Annotated in this window: 17 protein-coding genes and 4 pseudogenes; 4 read left to right on the forward strand and 17 right to left on the reverse strand. The window is 70.7% G+C overall.

Going from position 1 to position 21,787, the window contains the following annotated elements:
• Positions 1-108: 108 nt before the first annotated feature.
• The 4 genes from ACIBK6_RS25325 to pta all read right to left on the reverse strand — a co-directional run bounded on the left by ACIBK6_RS25325 (position 109) and on the right by pta (position 6,474).
• A complete protein-coding gene (locus ACIBK6_RS25325) occupies positions 109-1,353 on the reverse strand; it encodes a D-alanyl-D-alanine carboxypeptidase family protein (RefSeq protein WP_399053627.1) in 1,245 nt (414 codons plus the stop codon).
• Between the two features lie 265 nt (positions 1,354-1,618).
• Positions 1,619-3,049, reverse strand: coding sequence for a pyruvate kinase (gene pyk / locus ACIBK6_RS25330; protein WP_399053628.1), 1,431 nt, complete (start codon positions 3,047-3,049; stop codon positions 1,619-1,621).
• 123 nt (positions 3,050-3,172) lie between these two features.
• Positions 3,173-4,390 (reverse strand): acetate kinase, encoded by a 1,218-nt coding sequence (locus ACIBK6_RS25335; RefSeq protein WP_399053629.1) that lies wholly within the window; start codon positions 4,388-4,390, stop codon positions 3,173-3,175.
• A complete protein-coding gene (gene pta, locus ACIBK6_RS25340; protein ID WP_399053630.1) occupies positions 4,387-6,474 on the reverse strand; it encodes a phosphate acetyltransferase in 2,088 nt (695 codons plus the stop codon). The genes ACIBK6_RS25335 and pta overlap by 4 nt, the downstream gene beginning before the upstream one ends.
• 256 nt (positions 6,475-6,730) lie before the next feature.
• On the opposite strand from pta, the gene ACIBK6_RS25345 reads away from it, so the two are divergent.
• The gene (locus ACIBK6_RS25345; RefSeq protein ID WP_399053631.1) at positions 6,731-7,756 is read left to right on the forward strand and encodes an ATP-dependent 6-phosphofructokinase; all 1,026 of its coding nucleotides are present in this window, start codon (positions 6,731-6,733) and stop codon (positions 7,754-7,756) included.
• A 56-nt stretch (positions 7,757-7,812) separates the two neighbouring features.
• On the opposite strand, the gene ACIBK6_RS25350 is transcribed toward ACIBK6_RS25345, so the two are convergent.
• From ACIBK6_RS25350 to ACIBK6_RS25375, 6 genes are all read right to left on the reverse strand, one after another.
• Entirely contained in the window at positions 7,813-8,487 is a 675-nt protein-coding gene (locus ACIBK6_RS25350; RefSeq protein ID WP_399053751.1) for a helix-turn-helix domain-containing protein, read from the reverse strand.
• 124 nt (positions 8,488-8,611) lie between these two features.
• A complete protein-coding gene (locus tag ACIBK6_RS25355; RefSeq protein WP_399053632.1) occupies positions 8,612-9,457 on the reverse strand; it encodes a carbohydrate ABC transporter permease in 846 nt (281 codons plus the stop codon).
• Positions 9,457-10,353 carry a carbohydrate ABC transporter permease gene (locus ACIBK6_RS25360; protein WP_399053633.1) on the reverse strand — a complete coding sequence of 299 codons (897 nt, stop codon included), beginning with the start codon at positions 10,351-10,353 and terminating at the stop codon, positions 9,457-9,459. The genes ACIBK6_RS25355 and ACIBK6_RS25360 overlap by 1 nt, the downstream gene beginning before the upstream one ends.
• Positions 10,350-11,696 carry an extracellular solute-binding protein gene (locus tag ACIBK6_RS25365; RefSeq protein WP_399053752.1) on the reverse strand — a complete coding sequence of 449 codons (1,347 nt, stop codon included), beginning with the start codon at positions 11,694-11,696 and terminating at the stop codon, positions 10,350-10,352. The genes ACIBK6_RS25360 and ACIBK6_RS25365 overlap by 4 nt, the downstream gene beginning before the upstream one ends.
• Before the next feature lie 232 nt (positions 11,697-11,928).
• Positions 11,929-12,615 (reverse strand): response regulator, encoded by a 687-nt coding sequence (locus ACIBK6_RS25370; RefSeq protein WP_399053634.1) that lies wholly within the window; start codon positions 12,613-12,615, stop codon positions 11,929-11,931.
• Complete coding sequence (locus tag ACIBK6_RS25375; RefSeq protein WP_399053635.1) at positions 12,612-14,210, reverse strand: ATP-binding protein; 1,599 nt, start codon at positions 14,208-14,210, stop codon at positions 12,612-12,614. The genes ACIBK6_RS25370 and ACIBK6_RS25375 overlap by 4 nt, the downstream gene beginning before the upstream one ends.
• A gap of 106 nt (positions 14,211-14,316) precedes the next feature.
• Here ACIBK6_RS25375 and ACIBK6_RS25380 point away from each other — a divergent pair, with 106 nt between their 5' ends.
• The gene (locus ACIBK6_RS25380) at positions 14,317-15,735 is read left to right on the forward strand and encodes a cation:dicarboxylate symporter family transporter (protein WP_399053636.1); all 1,419 of its coding nucleotides are present in this window, start codon (positions 14,317-14,319) and stop codon (positions 15,733-15,735) included.
• Here the strand turns inward: ACIBK6_RS25380 and ACIBK6_RS25385 are convergent.
• The 5 genes and pseudogenes from ACIBK6_RS25385 to ACIBK6_RS25405 all read right to left on the reverse strand — a co-directional run.
• Positions 15,728-16,423, reverse strand: a complete 696-nt coding sequence (locus tag ACIBK6_RS25385) for a hypothetical protein (protein WP_399053637.1) — start codon at positions 16,421-16,423, stop codon at positions 15,728-15,730. The two genes, ACIBK6_RS25380 and ACIBK6_RS25385, sit on opposite strands and share 8 nt — an antisense overlap.
• A gap of 43 nt (positions 16,424-16,466) precedes the next feature.
• Positions 16,467-16,934: pseudogene (locus ACIBK6_RS25390) on the reverse strand (GntR family transcriptional regulator); the annotation flags it as partial.
• A gap of 217 nt (positions 16,935-17,151) precedes the next feature.
• Entirely contained in the window at positions 17,152-17,577 is a 426-nt protein-coding gene (locus ACIBK6_RS25395; RefSeq protein WP_399053638.1) for a DUF4267 domain-containing protein, read from the reverse strand.
• 491 nt (positions 17,578-18,068) lie between these two features.
• Entirely contained in the window at positions 18,069-18,419 is a 351-nt protein-coding gene (locus ACIBK6_RS25400; protein ID WP_399053639.1) for an antibiotic biosynthesis monooxygenase family protein, read from the reverse strand.
• 28 nt (positions 18,420-18,447) lie between these two features.
• Positions 18,448-18,537, reverse strand: a pseudogene (locus tag ACIBK6_RS25405) (epimerase); the annotation flags it as partial.
• Positions 18,538-18,642: 105 nt separating this feature from the next.
• On the opposite strand from ACIBK6_RS25405, the pseudogene ACIBK6_RS25410 reads away from it, so the two are divergent.
• A pseudogene (locus ACIBK6_RS25410) lies at positions 18,643-19,068 on the forward strand (helix-turn-helix domain-containing protein).
• Positions 19,069-19,130: 62 nt separating this feature from the next.
• Here the strand turns inward: ACIBK6_RS25410 and ACIBK6_RS25415 are convergent.
• Both ACIBK6_RS25415 and ACIBK6_RS25420 read right to left on the reverse strand, forming a co-directional pair.
• A pseudogene (locus ACIBK6_RS25415) lies at positions 19,131-19,370 on the reverse strand (phospholipase A2); the annotation flags it as partial.
• A complete protein-coding gene (locus ACIBK6_RS25420; RefSeq protein ID WP_399053753.1) occupies positions 19,370-19,933 on the reverse strand; it encodes a TetR/AcrR family transcriptional regulator in 564 nt (187 codons plus the stop codon). The pseudogene ACIBK6_RS25415 and the gene ACIBK6_RS25420, both read right to left, overlap by 1 nt.
• Positions 19,934-20,097: 164 nt before the next feature.
• On the opposite strand from ACIBK6_RS25420, the gene ACIBK6_RS25425 reads away from it, so the two are divergent.
• On the forward strand, positions 20,098-21,771 hold the full coding sequence (locus ACIBK6_RS25425; RefSeq protein WP_399053640.1) for an MFS transporter: 1,674 nt from the start codon (positions 20,098-20,100) through the stop codon (positions 21,769-21,771).
• The last annotated feature ends 16 nt before the right edge of the window (positions 21,772-21,787 follow it).

Here is a 21,787-nt window from a genome sequence, read left to right on the forward strand (position 1 = left end):
CCCACCCCCCCCCGGGGGGGGGGCGGGCGCCGCCGGCCCCCCCCCCCCGCGGGGGGCCCCCCCCCCACGACTCGTCATCGACTGGATGCCGGGGGAGCGGGCGGCGCCTCAGACCACCACGTCGGTCCGAGACTTCGCCTTCTTGCGGCGGCTCACCACGAGCGCGCCCGCGCCGCCCGCCACCACCACGGCCGCACCGATGCCCGTCCAGCCGAGCGCGCCGATGCCCGAGTCCGACGAACCGGCCGCGGCGCCCGTCGCGGAGCCACCGCTCCCGCCGTCGCCGGAGGCGCTCGACGCGGCCTGGTTCAGGGTGCCGACCGGCGTGGCCTTGCCGACCGCCGAGAAGCCCCAGTCCAGGAGCTGGCGCATCTCGGTGTACACCTTGTCGTGCTTGTTCTCCTGGGGGTTCATCACCGTCACCAGGACGGTGTGGCCGTCGCGCTGGGCGGCCTCGGCCAGGGTGTTCCCGGCGTTGCTGGTGTAGCCGTTCTTGCCGCCTATCAGGCCCGGGTACTTGGCCACCCCTTCGATGCCCGACAGCATGCGGTTGGTGTTGGAGATGCCGAACGCCTTGCCCTTGGTGTTGGGGCCGCCGGGGAAGTCGGCGAAGGCCGTCGAGCAGTACTCCTTGAAGTCCTTGTTCTTCAGGCCCTGGCGCAGGAACAGCGTCAGGTCGTACGCCGAGGACACCTGGCCGGGTGCGTCGTAGCCGTCCGGGCTCAGTACGTGCGTGTCGCCGGCGCCCAGGTCCTTGGCCCGCTTCTGCATGTCGGCGACGGTCTTGTCGATGCCGCCGTTCATCGCCGCGAGGACGTGCACCGCGTCGTTGCCCGAGCGCAGGAACACCCCGCGCCACAGATCGGGCGCCTGGTAGGTCTGGCCGGGCACGACACCGACCGCGCTGCTGCCGTCGCCCATGCCCTTGAGGTCCTCGTCGCTCACCTTGCGGCTCGCGTCGTGCGGCACCGCGGGCAGCACGGTGTCCGCGAAGAGCATCTTCAGGGTGCTGGCCGGGGGGAGCGGCCAGTGCGCGTTCTTCGCCGCGAGGACCTGGCCGGTGTCGGCGTCCGCCACGACCCAGGACAGTGCGGAGAGGCCGGGGGGCAGCGCCGGTGCGCCCGCGCCGAGTTGGTCCCCGGGCTTGCCCAACTGGGCGCCGCCCGCCTCCGACATGCTCGCCGGCGGCTCCTTCCTGGCCTCGCCACCGCGCGCCCCGGGCGTCGCCGACTTCGGCGGTTTCGCGGGTTGGCCGCTCGCCACGGCCGGACCGACGGCGGTTCCCGCGGTGACCGCGGTGGCGGTGAGAGCCACGAGTGCGCGCCGGACCTGCGGCGATATGGGAAGACGCATGACCGTGAACGTACCCCAGGAGTTGTCACGGAATTGACCCGTCCGCCCGTGGAATTTGCCACGCCCGATTCATGGAACGGACAAGGGCGTCAACCCGTCCGGTCTCGGACCGGGAAGCCCCAAGGGCACCACGATCTTTTCACCTGGCCCCTACAACTGGACGTCCCAGTTTGGGGGTTGGCCAGGAGCATGCCGGGCAAAGCATGCGAAAGGGCGGCGTCCCGTACGCAACGGGATGCCGCCCTCCACGGCGTACGGCCGACGGCTACTCCTGTGCGCCGCCGCCGAGGTGGTGCACTCGGACCATGTTGGTGGTGCCGGGGATGCCGGGGGGCGAACCCGCGGTGATGATCATGGTGTCGCCCTCGTTGTAGCGCTTGAGCTTGAGCAGCTCGGCGTCCACCAGGTCGACCATCGCGTCGGTGGAGTCCACGTGCGGCACGACGTGGGTCTCGACGCCCCAGCTCAGCGCGAGTTGGTTGCGGGTGCTCGGGTCCGTCGTGAAGGCGAGAATCGGCTGGCAGGTGCGGTAGCGGGACAGGCGGCGGGCCGTGTCGCCGGACTTGGTGAAGGCGACCAGCGCCTTGCCGTCCAGGAAGTCCGCGATCTCGCAGGCGGCGCGGGCGACCGAACCGCCCTGCGTGCGCGGCTTCTTGCCCGGGACCAGCGGCTGGAGGCCCTTGGACAGGAGCTCCTCCTCGGCCGCCTCGACGATCTTCGACATCGTCTTGACCGTCTCGATCGGGTACGCGCCCACCGAGGACTCGGCGGACAGCATGACCGCGTCCGCGCCGTCCAGGATCGCGTTGGCGACGTCGGACGCCTCGGCGCGCGTCGGCCGCGAGTTGGTGATCATCGACTCCATCATCTGGGTCGCGACGATCACCGGCTTGGCGTTGCGGCGGCACATCTCCACCAGGCGCTTCTGCACCATCGGGACCTTCTCCAGCGGGTACTCCACCGCGAGGTCGCCACGGGCCACCATCACACCGTCGAAGGCGGCGACGACGCCCTCCATGTTGGCGACGGCCTGCGGCTTCTCGACCTTGGCGATGACCGGCACGCGGCGGCCGACCTCGTCCATGACCTTGTGGACGTCCTTGACGTCGTCGGCGTCGCGCACGAAGGAGAGGGCGACCAGGTCGCAGCCCATCCTCAGGGCGAACCGCAGGTCCTCGATGTCCTTCTCGGACAGCGCCGGGACGTTGACCGCCGCACCGGGCAGGTTGATGCCCTTGTGGTCGGAGATGACACCGCCCTCGATGACGATGGTCCGCACCCGGGGACCCTCGACCGAGATGACCTTGAGCTCGACGTTTCCGTCGTTGATCAGAATCGGATCGCCCTTGACGACATCGCCCGGCAGGCCCTTGTAGGTGGTGCCGCAGATCGACTTGTCGCCCGGAACGTCCTCCGCGGTGATGGTGAACTCGTCACCGCGGACCAATTCGACCGGCCCCTCCGCGAATTTCGCCAGCCGGATCTTCGGCCCCTGGAGGTCGGCGAGCACGCCCACCGCGCGGCCCGTCTCCTCGGCGGCCTTGCGGACCCGGTCGTAGCGGGCCTGGTGCTCGGCCTGGGAGCCGTGGCTGAAGTTGAAGCGGGCCACGCTCATGCCGGCCTCGATCAGAGCGACGAGCTGCTCATGAGAGTCGACGGCGGGGCCCAGTGTGCAGACGATTTTGGAACGGCGCATAAGGCGGATCCTATCGGTTTGTTTCGCTGCGGAATATTCCGTCTGGTGGAATGTACAAATGGGCGGGATGACGCTCAGGTGTCGGCCGGGCAAACCGGAAATCCGGTCAGACCGGTCAGGAATTCAAAGCCGCACCAGGGCATACGTCTGCTGGGCGATTTCCAGCTCCTCGTCCGTCGGCACCACGGCCACCGCGACCCTGGCGTACTCCGGGGAGATCAGCCGGGGGCTGTCGGACCGTACGGCATTGAGCTCGCCGTCCACCGCGAGGCCGAGCTCCTCCAGACCGGCGACCGCCGCCTCGCGGACCGGCGCGGCGTTCTCGCCGACCCCGGCCGTGAACGCGATCGCGTCGACCTTGCCGAGCACGGCGTAATAGGCGCCTATGTACTTCTTCAGCCGGTGGATGTAGATGTCGAAGGCGAGCTGCGCCTGTGCGTCGCCCTCGTCGCAGCGGCGGCGGATCTCCCGCATGTCGTTGTCGCCGCACAGCCCCACCAGGCCGCTCTTCTTGTTGAGCAGCACGTCGATCTCGTCCACCGACATCCCCGCGTTGCGCACCAGGTGGAAGGTGACCGCCGGGTCGATGTCACCGGATCGGGTGCCCATGACCAGGCCTTCGAGGGGGGTGAGCCCCATCGAGGTGTCGACGCACCGGCCGCCTTGGACCGCGGACGCGGAGGCGCCGTTGCCCAGGTGCAGCACGATCACGTTGACGTCCTCGGGCGCCTTGCCGAGCAGCTTCGCGGTCTCCCGCGAGACGTAGGCGTGCGAGGTGCCGTGGAAGCCGTAGCGGCGGATGCGGTGCGCGTCGGCCGTCGCCACGTCGATCGCGTAGCGGGCCGCGGACTCCGGCATCGTCGTGTGGAACGCGGTGTCGAAGACCGCGACCTGCGGCAGGTCGGGGCGCAGCGCCTGGGCGGTGCGGATGCCGGTGATGTTCGCCGGGTTGTGCAGCGGGGCGACCGGGACCAGCCGCTCGATCTCCGCCAGGACCTCGTCGGTGATCACGGTCGGCGCGCTGAACTTCAGGCCGCCGTGCACCACCCGGTGCCCGATGGCCGCCAACTCCGGGGAATCCAGGCCGAGTCCGTCGGCCGCCAGCTCCTCGGCGACCGCCTTCAGCGCCGCGGCGTGGTCGGCGATCGGGCCGTTCTGTTCGCGGGCGGTTCCGCCGGTCGCCAGCGGGGTGTGCTTGAGCCGCGAGGTCGCCTCGCCGATCCGCTCGACCAGGCCGACCGCGAGCCGTGCGGAATCGCGCATGTCGAGCAGCTGGTACTTCACCGACGAGGACCCGGAGTTGAGGACGAGGACGCGGGTGCCCTGGTTGGCGGTGGTCATGCGGAGGCCTCCTGCCCCTGCGCCTGGGCCTGGATGGCCGTGATGGCGACGGTGTTGACGATGTCCTGGACGAGGGCGCCGCGCGACAGGTCGTTGACCGGCTTGCGCAGACCCTGGAGCACCGGGCCCACGGCCACGGCGCCGGCCGAACGCTGCACGGCCTTGTAGGTGTTGTTGCCGGTGTTGAGGTCCGGGAAGATCAGCACGGTCGCCTGCCCGGCCACCTCCGACCCCGGCAGCTTGGTCGCGGCGACGGACGGCTCCACGGCCGCGTCGTACTGGATCGGGCCCTCGACCCCGAGGTCCGGGCGCGCGTCGCGGACCAGCTTGGTCGCCTCGCGCACCTTGTCGACGTCGGCGCCCGAGCCCGAGGTGCCCGTCGAGTACGACAGCATCGCGATCCGCGGGTCCACGCCGAACTGCTGGGCGGTGGCGGCCGCCTGGACCGCGATGTCTGCGAGCTGCTCGGCGTTCGGGTCCGGGTTGACCGCGCAGTCGCCGTACACCAGCACCTTGTCGGCGAGGCACATGAAGAAGACGGACGAGACGATCGAGGCGTCCGGCTTCGTCTTGATGATCTCGAAGGCGGGCCGGATGGTCGCGGCGGTGGAGTGCACCGAACCCGACACCATGCCGTCGGCCAGGCCCTCCTGGACCATCAGCGTGCCGAAGTAGTTCACGTCCGCGACCACGTCGTACGCCAGCTCCACGGTGACGCCCTTGTGGGCGCGCAACTGGGCGTAGCGCTCGGCGAAGCGCTGGCGCAGCTCCGAGGTCTGCGGGTCGATGATCTGGCACTTGACGACGTCGATGCCGAGGTCGGCGGCCTTCTTGCGGATCGCCTCGACATCGCCGAGCAGGGTCAGCTCGCACACGTCGCGGCGCAGCAGCACGTCCGCGGCGCGCAGCACCCGGTCCTCGGTGCCCTCGGGCAGCACGACCCGGCGGCGGTTGGAGCGCGCCTGCTCCAGGAGGTCGTGCTCGAACATCATCGGGGTGACCCGGCCGCTGCGGGCCACCGAGACCCGCCGCAGCAGGTCGGCGGTGTCGACGTGCCGCTCGAAGAGGCCGAGCGCGGTCTCCGCCTTGCGGGGGGTGGCCGCGTTCAACTTCCCTTCCAGCGAGAAGAGTTCGGCCGCCGTCGGGAAGGAGCGGCCGGCCACCGCGACCACCGGGGTGCCGGGCGCGAGCCGGTCGGCGAGGGTGAGGATCTCCGGACCGGGCCGCTCGTCCAGGGTGAGCAGCACGCCCGCGATGGGCGGTGTGCCCGCGCTGTGCGCGGCGAGCGAGCCGACGACCAGATCGGCGCGGTCGCCGGGGGTCACCACCAGGCAGCCCGGGGTCAGCGCGTTCAGGAAGTTCGGCAGCATCGCGCCGCCGAAGACGAAGTCGAGGGCGTCGCGCGCGAGACCGGCGTCGTCGCCGAGCAGCACCGTGCCGTCGAGGGCCGCGGTGATCTGGGCGACGGTGGGCGCGGACAGCGCCGGCTCGTCCGGCAGTACGTAGCAGGGCACCGGAAGCCGGGCCGCGAGCCGCTCCTCGATCTCGTGGCGGTCGGCCTTGGCGACCCGGTTCACCACCATCGCGAGCACATCGCAGCCGAGCCCGTCGTAGGCCCGGTGCGCGTTGCGCGCCTCGGCCCGTACGGACTCGGAGGTCTGGCCCTTGCCGCCGACCACCGGTATCACCGAGGCGCCGAACTCGTTGGCGAGCCGGGCGTTGAGCGCCAGCTCGTCGGGGAGCTGGGTGTCGGCGAAGTCGGTGCCGAGGACCAGGACGACCTCGTAGTCGCGGGCCACCTTGTGGAAGCGGTCGACGAGCCGCGAGACGAGTTCGTCGGTACCCTGCTCCGCCTGGAGCGCGGACGCCTCCTGGTAGTCCATCCCGTACACCGTCGCCGGGTCCTGGGCCAGCCGGTAGCGGGCGCGGAGCAGGTCGAACAGGCGGTCCGGTCCGTCGTGCACCAAGGGGCGGAAGACGCCCACCCGGTCCACCTGACGGGTCAGGAGCTCCATGACTCCCAGCTCGATGACCTGGCGGCCGTCTCCCCGGTCGATCCCGGTCACGTACACGCTGCGCGTCACGCGTGCTCTCCTGTTCTGCGTTGCAGGAAATTGTCCAGATAGGGCGGTGTTGCCCCCTTGACAATACCTCTGCGGCTGGATAGGGCGCCCGCCGGACAAAAGGCCCGCCGGGCGGGTCCGAAGACCCCCCGTCCATGATGGTCGGAGTAGCCGGATGGGCGGGTCCCCCGTGGTGCGTGGGACAATTCGAATTGCTCACGTTACGGGGGATTCGGGCGTGACGTCCCAGGACCAGCGAAGCAGGAGATTGAGCACGATGCGCATCGGAGTTCTCACCGCAGGCGGCGACTGCCCCGGCCTGAACGCAGTGATCCGGTCGGTCGTGCACCGAGCCGTGGTCGGCCACGGCGACGAAGTCATCGGCTTCGAGGACGGGTTCAAGGGCCTGCTCGACGGCCACTTCCGCCCGCTCGACCTGAACGCGGTCAGCGGCATCCTGGCGCGCGGCGGCACGATCCTCGGCTCCGCCCGCCTGGAGCGCGCCCGGCTGCGCGAAGCGTCCGAGAACTGCGCCGAGTTGGCGAAGCGCTACGGCATCGACGCGCTCATCCCGATCGGCGGCGAGGGCACGCTCACCGCGGCCCGCATGCTCTCCGACGCCGGGATGGCGGTCGTCGGCGTGCCGAAGACCATCGACAACGACATCTCCGCCACCGACCGCACCTTCGGCTTCGACACCGCCGTGGGCGTGGCGACCGAGGCGATCGACCGCCTGAAGACCACCGCCGAATCGCACCAGCGCGTGATGGTCGTCGAGGTGATGGGCCGGCACGCGGGCTGGATCGCGCTGGAGTCCGGCATGGCCGGCGGCGCCCACGGCATCTGCCTGCCCGAGCGGCCCTTCGAGGTCGCCGACCTGGTGAAGATGGTCGAGGAGCGCTTCGCGCGCGGCAAGAAGTTCGCGGTCGTCTGCGTCGCCGAGGGCGCGCACCCCGCCGAGGGCTCGATGCCGTACGAGAAGGGCGCGATCGACCAGTACGGACACGAGCGCTTCGCCGGCATCGGCAACCGCCTCGCTGTCGAACTGGAGCGGCGCCTGGGCAAGGAGGCCCGCCCGGTCATCCTCGGCCACGTCCAGCGCGGCGGTGTGCCGACCGCGTACGACCGGGTGCTCGCGACCCGCTTCGGCTGGCACGCCGTCGAGGCCGTGCACCGCGGGGACTTCGGCAACATGACCGCGCTGCGCGGCACCGACATCGTGATGGCGCCGCTGGCCCACGCCGTCGCCACCCTGAAGACGGTCCCCGAGGGCCGGATGTACGAGGCCGAGTCGGTCTTCTGATCCGCGGCGCCGGGACTTCCGGCCCCCACGCGCGGGGGCCGGAAGTCCGTCCGTCGTCAGCCGTGGGCCAGTTCCCAGAACCGGTCCACGATGTGCTCCAGGAACGCGCGGCCGGTGTCGCTGGTGTCGGTGCTCGCGTTCCAGTTGAGCGTGGTGACCATCTGCGACTGGTACTCGGTGTGCAGCTGGTCGAGCACCCCCTCCAGATGCTGCTTCGACAGCGGGAGCAGCTTCGCCGCCGGCTTCACATACGCCTGCCAGCGGGTGGTCACCGCGCTGCGCAGCAACTCTCCGAGGTCCTCGTTGAGGCCGGTGGCCGTGACGTAGTCGCGCAGCGACAGCTGGAGCAGATCGGCGAGCGCCGCCGACTGGCGCTCGTTGCCGCGCCAGCGGCCCGTGTCCTCCATGCGCCGGTAGGCCCCGGCGTCCAGGCCGACCCGGCGGGCCATGTCCTCGATGGTGAGGCCGCGCGACATCCGGTGCTCGCGCAGGGTCGAGGCGGTCGCCATGAGATCGCCCGGGGAGCACCACAGGACTCCGGCGAGCGCGGTCAGCTCGCGTGTCCCGGGCGCCGCGAGCCCCCGCTCCCAGGCCAGCACGGTGTCCGGCGTCACGGGGAGGCCGTATTGGGCGCGCATGCCGTAGGCGACATGGCCGGGGGCCATGCCCAGGGCCTCCCGCAGACGGCGCGCTGCGAGGGCGTTGAAGGGCGGGGAGGGGTGCACGCGCACACCGTAGGACGGGGAGTGACGTTTGACTACGGTGTGTTCCACCAAAGAAGGCGATTTGTAGGAAAGTACGGTTTTGGTGGTGTCCGGGTTACCTAAGGGTTCGGTAAGCGTGTGCTCGCCAACGCTATCCTTTTACCGCGCCGCCCAGCGCGAAACCTCCGCCGAGCCGTCGCGCGATGAGGATGTACAGCACGAGCACCGGCGCCGAGTACAGGATCGAGAAGGCGGCGAGCTGGCCGTAGACCACCGAGCCGTGGTTCCCGAAGAACGTGAAGATCGAGACGGAGGCTGGGAGCTGGTCGGGGGAGAGCAGCAGCATGAAGGGGACGAAGAAGTTCCCCCACAGCATGATGAAGGTGTAGATCGTCACGACGGCCACGCCGGGACCCATCAGCGGCAGCACCACCCGCACCAGCGTCTGCGGCATCGAGGCCCCGTCCGTCCAGGCGGCCTCCTCCAGGGCGAGCGGCACCCCGTCCATGAAGTTCTTCATCAGCCAGATGGCGAACGGGAGTTGGGCGGTGGCCAGGAAGAGCGCGGTGCCGTACATCGTGTCGATGAGGTTGACCCGCACGAAGAGCCCGTACACCGGGACCATGATCGCCGTGATGGGCAGGCACGTCGTGAACAGGACCGTCAGCAGGTACGGGCGGGCCAGGCGCGAGCGGTAGCGGGAGAGCGGGTACGCCGCGAGCACCGCGCACACCACCGTGAGCAGGGTCGAACTCCCGCACAGCAGCAGGCTGTTGAGCATCGGAGTGAAGGTGATGTCATCGGTGAGGACGGCGGAGAAGTTGTCCAGGGTCGCCGAGCCCGGGACCCGTACGCGCAGATCGGCCTGGGCGTCGACGGAGGCGAGCAGCAGCCACAGGAGCGGCACGCCGAAGGCGGCGGCCACCGCGAGCAGGGCCGCGTCGGCGGCCAGCCGCCGGCGGGTGCGGCGCCGCAGGCGGCCACCGGGCGCGGGCATCAGACCTCCACCTTCATCAGCCGCAGATAGACGACGGAGAACAGCGAGCCGACGAGGAGGAGCAGCAGCGCCACCGCCGTGCCGTAGCCGATCAGGCTCTTCAGGAACGCCTGGTCGTACATGAACACCGGCAGCGTCTGGCTGCGGTCGCCCGGACCGCCCCGGGTTATCGCCCAGATCAGACCGAAGACGGACAGCGTCTGGAGGGTGTTGAGCATGAGGTTGGTGCCGATGGAGCGGCGGATCATCGGCAGCGTGATGTGCCAGAAGCGGCGCGCCCCGCTCGCCCCGTCGACCTCGGCCGCCTCCTCGATGTCCTTGGGGATCTCGGCGAGCGCGGCCGAGTAGATGAGCATCGAGAACGCGGTGCCGCGCCACACGTTGGCGAACGACACCGCGAGGATCGGCAGCGTGAACAGCCAGTTCTGGGTGGGGAGATGGAGCCAGCCGAGGATCGCGTTCAGGGTGCCCTCGCGCCGGAAGAAGGCGTACAGCAGGAAGGCCGCCACGATCTCCGGCAGCACCCAGGCCGTGATCACCAGCGCCCCGGTGAACGTCCGCACCGGGCGTGAGGCCCGCCGCATCAGTGCGGCGAGCGCCAGGCCAAGCGTGTTCTGGCCGACCAGCGAGGACAGGACGGTGAAGACGAGCGTCAGCCAGACCGCGTTGCGGAACGCCGGGTCGGCGAACGCCCGGCGGAAGTTGGCGAAGCCGACGAAGCTGACGGACGAGGAGCCGGTCAGCTGCATGTCGGTGAAGGCGATGTAGACGCAGTAGCCGATGGGCCCGGCCAGGAACAGCAGCAGGAGCAGGGTGGCGGGCGCGATCGGCAGCCAGCGCACCGCCCGCACCCCGCGCCGCTTGCGGGCCGCGGCCGCCGCGGGCACGGCGGTCACCTGGCGATCGACTTCAGCCGGCCGTCGTACGCCTTGGCGGCCGAGGCCGCCGAGCCGCCGGTGGTCACCGACTCCATCGCCTCGCCGATCGCCGTCGACACCTGCGGATAGACCGGCAGCGCGGGCCGGTAGTGGGTGTACTGGACCAGGCCGGTGAAGAAGGTGATGCCGGGCATCGAGTGCAGATACGTCGGGTCGGCCGCCACGTCCCTGCGGACCGCGATCTGGGCGTCCGCCACGTCCCACTTCACCGCGTTCTCCTTCGTCTGCATCGTCTTGACGAAGTCGAAGGCGAGATCGGGGTTGCCCGCCTTCGCCGGGATCGCCCACGTCCAGCCGCCCGACATGGAGACCTTGCCCGGAGCCTGGCCGTCCTTGGTCGGCATCGGCGCCTGGCCGAGCACGGTCGACCAGGCGGGCCACTCCTTGGGGCCCTTGTTGATCCAGTTCTGGCCCAGCCAGGAGCCGTCGAGCGCGATCGCCAGCTTGCCGTTCGGCATCCAGTCCGTCGCCACGTGCGTGCCCACGTTGGGGTCGAGGGCGTCCGAGGGGTCCGGGCCGAGCTTGTCCGCGTACACCGTCCGTACGAAGTCGAGGGCGTCCCTGAAGCCCTGCGAACCCGACACCCACATCTTCGTGCCCGGGTCGTACAACGGGCTCTCGCCGGTCCCGTAGAGCAGCATCTCGAAGCCCTGCATGGCGGCGGCCTCACCGGCCGCCTTGCCCGTGTAGACGTTGAGCGGGATGACGCCGGGGACCTTCTGCTTGACGGCGCGGGCCGCGTCGAGGACCTCCGCCCAGGTCTTCGGCTGCCAGTCGGCGGGCAGGCCAGCCTTCGCGAAGATCTGCTTGTTGAACCAGAGCCCCCGGGTGTCCGTGCCGTCCGGCACCCCGTACGTCTTGCCGTCCTCGGCCCTGGCCGCCGCCTTCGCCCTGTCGACGAACTGGCCCCAGGCGTCCCACTTCGCCACGTAGTCGTCCAGCGGGCGCAGATAGCCCGCGCCGATGTCGGCGTTGATGCGGAACGTGTCCTCGTACACCAGGTCCGGGGCCGTCTTCGGCGAACGCATCATCTGCTGGACCTTGGCCGCGTAGTCGTCGTCCGCGGCCTGGATCGGCACCAGCTCGGCCTTCTTGCCGGGGTGCTCCCGCTCGAACTGCTTCTTCACCGCGTCCAGGTACGCGTCCTTGAAGCGAATCTTGTTGTCGGTGGAGCGGTTGTACGCGATCCGCACGGTGTCGGCGTCGCTGCCGGATCCGCTGCCACAGCCGGCGAGCGCCGCGGCGGCGAGGACGGCGGCGAGGGCCGGCGGGAGCCTGTGTGCACGTCCCGTGCGTGCCAGGCGTCGCGGACCCGGGCGGGATTCGGACACAGGCTCTGAGAGCCGCACCGGGCGGCGCCGGGCTCGGCGGGGTCGGGAGACGGACTCTGAGGCGGGGGCGGTGGGGCGCACGGGCACGACCTCCTCTGGCCATGGCTGCGGCCCTGGACCCGGCCGCACGTGGCTGCCCGGTGAACGTAAGGGCGCCCCGTGGCAAGGTCAACCCCGCGTCCGCCCTCGCCCGACAACCTTGTCAACCACCAGGCCCGCGCGCCGAGTTGAGCCAGCGGTACTGCAACTCCGGGCGGCCGATCTGACCGTACTGCGGGGTGCGCTCGGCGCGTCCCGTGGTGACCAGGTGTTCCAGGTAGCGGCGGGCGGTGATCCGCGAGATGCCCACCGCGAGGCCGGTCTCGGCGGCCGTCACCCCGTCGGGCGCCTCGCGCAGTGTCCGCGTGACCGCCTGGAGCGTGGGCGCGCTCAGCCCCTTGGGGAGCGCGGAGGGCTGCGGGGCGCGCAGCGCGGCGAGCGCCCGGTCGACCTCCTCCTGCCCGCTCGCCTCCCCGGCCGTCGCCCGGAACTCGGCGTACCGCACCAGCCGGTCGCGCAGCGTCGGGAACGTGAACGGCTTCAGCACGTACTGCACGACCCCGAGCGAGACGCCCTCGCGCACCATCGTCAGATCACGGGCCGAGGTCACCGCGATGACATCGGCGCTGTGCCCGGCCGCCCGCAGCGACCGGACGAGCTGGAGGCCGTGCCCGTCGGGGAGGTACAGGTCGAGCAGCAAAAGGTCGACCTCGGTCCGCTCAAGGGCGCGCAGCGCTTCCGCCCGCGAGTGCGCGACCCCCACGGCGGTGAAGCCGGGCACCCGGCCGACATAGTGCCGGTGCGCCTCGGCGGCGACGGGATCGTCCTCGACCACCAGCACTCTGATCATGCGTGCACTCCCTGCTCTATGGGCAGCCGCACGGTGAACTCGGCGCCTCCGTAAGGACTTCGGGCCAGTGCGATGGTGCCGCCGTGCCGGGCCGCGGTCAGCCGCACCAGCGCGAGGCCCAGGCCGCGCCCCGGGCTCTTGGTCGACCAGCCCCGCTCGAACACGGCCTCGGCGGCGGCTGGATCGACGCCGGGCCCGCTGTCCGCGACCCGCACCAGGAGCTGGCCGCCGTCGGTGGTGAGGGTGACGGCGACCTTCGCGGCCGCGCTGCCCTGCGCCGCGTCCACCGCGTTGTCGACCAGATTGCCGAGCACGGTGACGAGGTCGCGGGCGGGCAGGGTGGCCGGCAGCAGGCCGTCCCCGATCGCGCTGCCCTCGGTGAGGACCAGCTCCACGCCGTGCTCGTTGGCCTGCGCCGCCTTGCCGAGCAGCAGCGCGGCGAGGACCGGCTCGCCGACCGCCGTGACCACCTGGTCGGTCAGCGCCTGGGCCAGCTCCAGCTCGGCGGTCGCGAACTCGACGGCCTCCTCGACCCGGCCCAGCTCGATGAGGGAGACCACCGTGTGCAGCCGGTTGGCGGCCTCGTGCGCCTGCGCCCGCAGCGCCTGGGTGAATCCGCGCTCGGAGTCCAACTCGCCCGACAGTGCCTGGAGTTCGGTGTGGTCGCGCAGGGTCACGACGGTGCCGCGCTGCTCCCCGGACGAGACCGGCTGAGTGTTCAGGACCACGATCCCCTCGGCCGTCATGTGCACCTCGTCGACCCGCGGCTCGGAGGCCAGCAGCGCCCCGGCGAGCGGGGCGGGCAGGCCGAGCCCGGCCACCGAGCGGCCCACCGCGTCCTCGCCGAGCCCGAGCAGCTCGCGCCCGCCGTCGTTGATGAGAGCGATCCGCCGCTGCCCGTCGAGCATCAAGAGCCCCTCGCGCACGGCGTGCAGGGTGGCCTGGTGGTAGTCGTGCATGCGGCTCAGCTCGGCGGCGTTCATTCCGTGCGTGTGGCGGCGCAGCCGGGCGTTGATCACGTAGGTGCCGAGTCCGCCGAGCACGAGCGCGCCGCCTGCCATGCCCGCCAGCGCCACCAGCTGCTTGCGTACCTGCTTGCTGATGTTGTCGATGGTGATGCCCGCGCTGACGAGCGCAGTGATCCGGCCATGATCATTTGGATCGCGGACCGGCGCCACGACCCGTACGGAAGGCCCGAGCACCCCCATGTGGGTCTCGGCGAACGTCTTCCCGCGCAGCGCCGGGGCGATGTCCCCGAGGTACGTCTTGCCGATCTCGCCCGGCACCGGATGCGTCCAGCGGGTGCCGTCCGGGGCCATGACCACCACGAAGTCGACGCCGGTCGTGGCGCGCAGGGTCTCCGCGTACGGCTGGAGCGCGGCCGTGGGGTCCTTGGTGCGGGCCGCCGCCGCGACGGCGGGCGAGGCGGCCACGGAGGTCGCGGTCGCGATGGCCTGGCGGCGCGCGGTCTCCTCGGCCTGGGCCCGGTCGGTGACGTACGAGAAGAGCGCGCACCCCGCGACGATCGCCGCGACCAGCACCACCTGCATGGCGAAGAGCTGGCCGGCGAGACTTCGGGGTCCGGGGAGACGCATGCCGTAAGTGTGCTGGCTGGTTCTGTATGAACGAAATGCACGTAAGGGTGACCGGCGTCACAGCGTGCTGGATAGTCGCGGGGATCGTTACCTCGGCCATCGGGACATGGCCGCAGCCGCAATCGAGGAGGAAACCCCCGTGGCAGACGCAGCCGCACGGGCGGACCGCCCCCAGGGCCCCAAGGCCCGGGGTGGTGCCCGCACGCACCATCTCTACCTGGCCGTGATCGGCGCGGTGCTGATCGGCATCGCCGTGGGCTTCGCGGCGCCGGGGGTCGCCGTCGAGCTGAAGCCGATCGGCACCGGGTTCGTGAACCTGATCAAGATGCTGATCTCGCCGATCATCTTCTGCACCATTGTGCTCGGCGTCGGCTCGGTACGGAAGGCCGCCAAGGTCGGCGCCGTCGGCGGTCTGGCGCTCGGCTACTTCCTGGTCATGTCGACGGTGGCGCTCGCCATCGGCCTCCTGGTCGGCAACATCCTGGAGCCCGGCTCCGGTCTGCACCTGACGGAGGCGGTGCGGCACGCGGGGGCCAAGCAGGCCGCGGGCGCCAGCGAGTCGACGGCCGACTTCCTGCTCGGGATCATCCCGAAGACGCTGGTGTCGGCGTTCACCGAGGGCCAGGTCCTGCAGACCCTCCTGGTCGCCCTGCTCGCGGGCTTCGCGCTCCAGGCGCTCGGCTCGGCGGGACAGCCGGTGCTGCACGGCGTCGAGCACATCCAGAAGCTGGTCTTCCGCATCCTGGCGATGGTGATGTGGGTGGCGCCGATCGGAGCGTTCGGCGCGATCGCGGCGGTGGTCGGCGAGACCGGCGTGGACGCCCTGAAGTCCCTCGCGGTCATCATGATTGGCTTCTACATCACCTGCGCGCTGTTCGTCTTCGTCGTCCTCGGTACGATCCTGAAGCTGCTGACCGGCGTGAACATCTTCCGCCTCCTGAAGTACCTGGGCCGGGAGTTCCTGCTGATCCTCGCCACGTCGTCGTCGGAGTCGGCGCTGCCGCGGCTGATCGCGAAGATGGAGCACCTGGGGGTGAGCCGGTCGGTGGCCGGCATCACGGTGCCGACGGGCTACTCGTTCAACCTGGACGGCACCGCGATCTACCTGACGATGTCCTCGCTGTTCATCGCGAACGCGATGGGCAAGCCGCTGGGCGCGGGCGAGCAGATCTCGCTCCTCGTCTTCATGATCATCGCCTCGAAGGGCGCGGCGGGCGTGACGGGCGCTGGACTCGCCACCCTGGCGGGCGGACTCCAGTCGCACCGCCCCGAGCTGGTGGACGGCGTGGGTCTGATCGTCGGCATCGACCGCTTCATGAGCGAGGCGCGGGCGCTGACCAACTTCGCGGGCAACGCGGTGGCGACGGTGCTGGTGGGCACCTGGACGAAGGAGATCGACAAGGCCCGCGTCGAGGAGGTCCTGGCGGGCCGCCTCCCCTTCGACGAGCAGATGCTCGCGCAGGACGACCCGGAGGTGCCGGAGCAGCGCGAGGCCGCCAAGTCACCGTCCCCAGTGGCTACTTGAGGATATTGACGGCCCGCGCGACAACCAGCACAACAGTCAGCAGCGAAATCGCCGACTGAAGCATCATCAGCATCTTCGCCCACCGGTTCAGCGGCATCACATCGGTCGGACTGAACGCGGTGGCGTTGGTGAAGGACAGGTACAGATAGTCCGGGAACGCCGGTTCCCAGTGGGGCGGGGCGAGTTCGGGGCTCTGCATCTGCGGGAAGAGGAAGTCGGGGTAGGCGCGGGTGGCCTGCATCCGGGCGATCGGCCCGCCCCGGTCCCACTCCCAGTACCAGAGCGCGAAGGCGATCACATTGGTGAGCCAGATGCCGCCGCCCGTCACGAGCAGGGCCGCGGCATCGGCGCCCTCCGCACCGCGTACGAGCCCGACCACGAGCCGCACCGCCGACCAGCCGTTGGCGGCGCTGATACAGGCGATGAGCACGAGCCCGGCCAGCCGGTAGAGCCGCGAGGCACGCTCGATGCGTACGGGGTTGCCCGCGATCAGCGCGACCACGAGCGCGAGCTCAAGCGCGGGCAGCAGCCACACCGGATGGATCGACAGCCGCTCGGGCAGCGTCCACTGCAATGCGACGGCGGTCAGCACCGCCAGCGTGGATGACCAGCGCATCTCCCCCTGGGTCACCCGCAGCCAGGCAGGCGGCGGCCGGTGCTCGGACTCTTCATGCGGTACGTGTGTCACGCCGCCCATGCTGCCGGGCGGTCGACCGGTGGTCCAACCGGGGTCAGCCGCTTGCCTCGGGCGAGTACTCGTACTGCACCTCATAAAGATGGCCCGCCTTGACCAGGACGCTGACCTCGATGGGGTGCTGATGGTCGCTGTACACGACGCGCAGGGTGCGGAGCACGGGGAGATTGCCGGGGAGCCGGAGCGCCCGGCACTGTTCCTGAGTGGGCGTCCGGGCCGAGACGCGGTCCACGCTGAGACGGGGCGGATGGCCGAGCTCGGTGAGCAGGGTCGGGGTTCCGCCGGTGATGCGGCGCCGCTCCGCCATCGCGGTGCCCGCCGCGATCTCCAACGGGTAGTACGAGGCGACCAGTTCGGCGGGCTCGTCGTCGATCGTGAGCAACTGGCGGCGGAGCAGTGCCCTGCCGCCGTCGGGGAGACCCAGGGCGGCGCGCACATCCGCGGGCGGCACGGCCTCCGCGACCTCCAGCAACTGGGAGGCGGCCCGAGTGCCGTGCTTGGCGGCGGTGCAGCTCGGAATGGCGGCCGAAGTGGCCGAGTGTGCCCGCCCGTTGATCGCGGCTCCGTCCGCGGCCGCCGCCGAGCTCCGGTTCGCCGCCGTCCGGCTGTCGGAGTGCTTTGTTGGCGCGCTGCGCATCGCGGAGAGCCGCGGCGGTCGCGTGGAAGCGCAGTCCCGGCGTTAGGGGCTCGTCCGGGGGCCGGGCCACCTTGGATCGATGGCGTCAGGCGGGCTGCGGGGCGGGCGTTGCCGGAGCGGCCGCGACCCTGCGGGTCTCGCGCATCATCAGCAGGCCGTTGACCACCATCAGCGTCGCGGTCAGGCCGTGGACGCCGAGCGCGGTGGCCACGGAGCCGTGGTGGGCCAGCACGGTGGTCATGTCGCCGTACGCGGCGAGGGCCTCCACCAGCAGCACCCAGCCCAGCGCCCGGCGGTGGCCCGTTACCAGCAGGATGCCCAGGACCAGGGCCAAGACGACGTCGCGGATTCCCTTGATGATCAGGAAACCGTCGCCGTCGTCGGACGGCCAGCTCGGCAGGCCGAAGCCCGGCGCCGTCGTCTCCGGGCTCAGGATGAACTCCGTCCCGAACCAGAGGATGAAGAGGATGAAGGCGGCGGCCAGGACGGTGTTGATCTTCTTCAGCGACATTGCTCTTCTCCTTGCGAGTCTTCGTGAGCTTGGTGGAGCTTGGTGAGTCGTGTGGGGCCTGATCAGGCCGCGCGGACGCGGCTGATGTGGCGGGCGTAGCGGGGCGGCCGATGATGTGCCAGATGCCGCTACCGGAGCGGGAAGGGCGGACGGGAGCGTGGCGCGCTCGGCCGGGACGACTTCCACATCGACTTCGCCCGGCAGGAGGTCACCTGCCTCCGGGGCCAGGTCAGCCGCGCATGGCACGGCCCCTACCCGACCTCCTCGCCCACCGCGGCACCCCTGATCGTGGCCCGGTTCACCAAGGGCCAGTGCCGGCCCTGCCCGGACCGCCCCCAGTTCCACGGCCATCGGGGCTCCTTTTCAGGGACGGGGCTACGCGTGGTGGGGTGTTCGGTGGCCTTGGCGAGCCGGCATGGTGCATGGATGCGTGACTGCCCGGGGGAGGGCGGGGCGTCTCCGGCAGCCCTCCCCCGGCTACGGCTGCCGTGTCATACGTCGATCTGCTCGAAGATGTGCGGGTACGACACGATGTCGTCGGGGAACTCGGCCGCCATGCGCTGGAAATCCGGGCTGCCGAACGCCGTGGCGAGCGCCTCGGTCGACTCCCAGACCGCGACGTTCATCAGAAGCCGGCTGTCCGCCGTTCCCTTGTGCATCTGCAGGGAGACGAATCCCGGCTGAGCCTTCATGAACTCGGCCTGCCTCTGAAAGAGGGTCAGGAACGCTTCAGTCCTCTCCTTCGGGACGACGAAGGTGTTGGCCAGGACGATGGGCCCGGTCTCCTCCTTGAACTGCGCGAACATCGGCGTGTGCGGATCGAGACTCTGCAGCTTGGCCATCTTCGGTACTTCCTCTCGCCATCAGTCACACGGTGGTGACGACCTGGAGTGCCGCGAGGGCCTGCTTGACGATCTCCTGCCCGATGCCGCCCGTCGCACCGAAATCCGTGAGCTTCATGGCACGCCCTCCAGGTGTTCCCTCGGTGGGTGAGTGTTCACTCACCTCTGTCGCCCTTAGGGTGAGTGAACACTCACCCTCGCGTCAAGGGTGATGGGAGCCCGCATGGAATCGCGTACGGAACAGAAGCCGGCTCGCGTCCGCATCGTCGACGCGGCTCATGACCTCATGCTGGACATCGGGCTCGCCGTACGACCACCAAGCAGATTGCGAAGGCGGCGGGCGGGCTGCTCCGAAGCAGCGCTCTGCGCGTACTTCACCGACGAGGAAGAGCTCTTCGTGACGGTGCTCAACGAGCGCCTCCCGAAGCCGGGTTCGCTTCTGGGCCGCCCACTGGAGGGGCGCGTGGGGAACGCCGATCGTACGGTCGAGGAGAACCTCACGGACATCGCTCACGAAGCGGCGCTGTACACCGAGGTGTTCTGGGCGGCCCTGCGCGGGCTGGCGACCCCGCCCCCGGCGGGACGGCTGCCGCCGGAGGACACCGAGCCGAGGTCGGAGCTGCTGCTGGACCGGCTCGCCATGGTCTGACACACCAGCCCGGCGGACACGCAGCCGGAGCCCCAGGCCCGCCGCTGCCTGTCTGCGGCATAGGTCTTCTTCGCGCCGCTGTCCGCGGTGCGGACGCGCCTGAGGTCCTCGTACAGGGCGCTGTCCAGCCGGGGCTTGTTGGCGGGGAACCGGCCTGCCGCCTTGTAGTTGCGGTGGCCGAAGTCGTGGCAGGCGCAGGACGGTTTGAAGGGGAAGTCGAACGGGTTGTCGGGGGACTTGGGGCAGTAGTCCGTCGACCAGTCGAAGCCGTACGACGACCACGCGGACTGCGCGTTGCGGGCTACCCGCGCAGCGCCGCCGCCACTACCTCCGCCGTGCGGTCCGCCGGGACTCCCGCCGAGAGCAGGAGGGTCGTCGCCGCCGCGCGGCCCGCCTCCGGTGCGGGCAGGGCGCCCTCGTTCACCGCTTCCATCAGGCCGAACAGGGCCTGCTCGTGGACGTAGGCGAGGGCGGCCGGGGGGAGCGGGGAGGTGAACACGCCCTTCCGTGCGCCCAGTTGGAGCAGGTCCACGCACTCCTTGCGGACCGGGGCCAGGCGCTGCTTGATGCCCGCCATGGTGACGCTGCGCTGGGCCAGGGCGACCAGGAGCCGGTAGCGGTCGGCGATCGCCCAGACCGCGAGGGTGGCCCGGGCCAGCGCCTCGGCCGGGTCGGTGACGCCCTCGCGCCCCTCGCGGTGCGCGTCGGCGACGGTCTCCGCCGCCTCGTCCACCAGCGCCGCTATCAGCGCGTCCCGGCTCGGGAAGTGGCCGTACACCGTGCGCCGTACGACACCCGCCGCCCGGGCGATCTGGTCCATCGACGCGTCCGGGTCGCGCAGCAGCTCCGCGAAGGCGACCTCCATGATGCGGCGGCGGTTCGCGTCGGCGCGGCCCCCGGAAGGGGCGGCAGGGGTAGCAGTCACAGGGCCATTTTGCACAGCGGCGTGCAGGGGCGTAAATTGCACAGCAGTGTGTAATTGCACAGTGATGTGCAAGTTGATCTCCTGTTGAGGAAGGGTGAGACGCCGTGGGTCTCGTCATCAACCAGCCCGTCGAGAAGATGGGGCAGCCCTACCGGCGGCGCTGGTGGGCGCTGCTCGTGCTCTGCCTCAGCCTGCTGATCATCGTGATGGCGAACACCGCCCTCACCGTCGCCGCGCCCGACATGACCAAGGACCTCGGGCTCAGCAGCTCCGACCTCCAGTGGGTCATCGACGGTTACACCGTCCCCTACGCGGCGCTGATGCTGCTGCTCGGCGCGATAGGCGACAAGTACAGCCGGCGCGGCGCGCTCGTGCTCGGTCTGCTCGTCTTCGCGGGCGCCTCGGTGGCCGGCTCGCTCGTCGACAGCTCGACGGGCGTCATCGCCTCCCGCGCGGTCATGGGCGTCGGCGCTGCGCTGATCATGCCCGCCACCCTGTCGCTGCTCGCCTCGACGTTCCCGCGCGCGGAACGCGCCAAGGCGATCCTGCTGTGGACCGCCACCGCCGGCATCGCCATCGCCGCCGGACCCCTGGTCGCCGGGGCGCTCCTGGAGAACCACGGCTGGGCCTCGACGTTCCTCATCAACGTGCCGATCGCGCTCCTCGCGGTCCTGGGCGCCTTCGTCCTCGTACCGCCGTCCAAGGCCGCCCACCACGACCGGATCGACTACGTCGGCGGACTGCTCTCGGTCGTCTCCGTCGGCGCGCTCGTCTACATGATCATCCAGGGTCCGCACTTCGGCTGGGACGCCAAGGCGATCGGCGCCGCCGTCGTAGCGGGACTCGGCCTGGTCGTCTTCGTGCTGTGGGAGCTGCGCCACCCGCGGCCGGTCCTCGACGTGCGGCGCTTCGCGCACCGCATGTTCTCCGGCTCGCTGCTCGCCGTCGCCCTCTTCTTCCTCGCGGTCTTCGGCGCCTTCTACTTCCTCACCCAGCACCTCCAGTTCGTGCTCGGCTACACCCCGCTGGAGACCGGCGTCCGCATGCTGCCGCTGGCCGGCGCGGTCTTCGTGGGCTCCGCGCTCACCGGGCTCCTCACGCCCCGGCTCGGTATGAAGGTCACCGTCACGGCCGGCATGGTCGCCGGAACGGTCGCGCTCGCCCTGCTCACCCGGGTCGACGCCGGTTCCGGGTACGGGGACTTCCTCGCCCCGCTGGTCATCCTCGGCGTGGCCATCGGGCTCGCCCTCTCGCCCTGCACCGACGCGATCATGGGCGCCTTCCCGGAGGCCGAGCTCGGCGTCGGCGGCGCCGTCAACGACACCTCGCTCGAACTCGGCGGCTCGCTGGGCATCGCCATCCTCGGCTCGGTGCTCGCCAAGTCGTACTCCTCGCACCTCGCGGACGCGACCGCCGGTACGAAGCTGCCCGCATCCGCGCTGGCCACCGCCCAGGACTCGGTCGGCGCCGGATACGCCGTCGCCCAGGGCATCGGCGAACAGGCCAAGCAGCTCGGCGCCCAGGCCCTGCACGCGGCCTCCCCCCAGCAGGCCGCCCAGCTCAAGGCCCAGGCCGAGCAACTCACCACGGGCGCCCAGCAGATGAGCCACGCGGTGGGCTCCGCCTTCTCCGACGCGGTCGCCCACACCAGCCTCATCGGCGCGGTGATCCTGGGTGTCGGGACCGTCCTGGTGGCCGTACTCCTGCCGCGTCGGGACAAGGCCGCCGCGCAGGAGGACGCGGCCGTGCAGGAGGAGCGGGAGCCCGTCGAGGTCTGAGAACCTGACGGCCGGT

Origin of the sequence: Streptomyces sp. NPDC050485, assembly GCF_044458185.1 — a bacterium.
GTDB lineage: Bacteria > Actinomycetota > Actinomycetes > Streptomycetales > Streptomycetaceae > Streptomyces.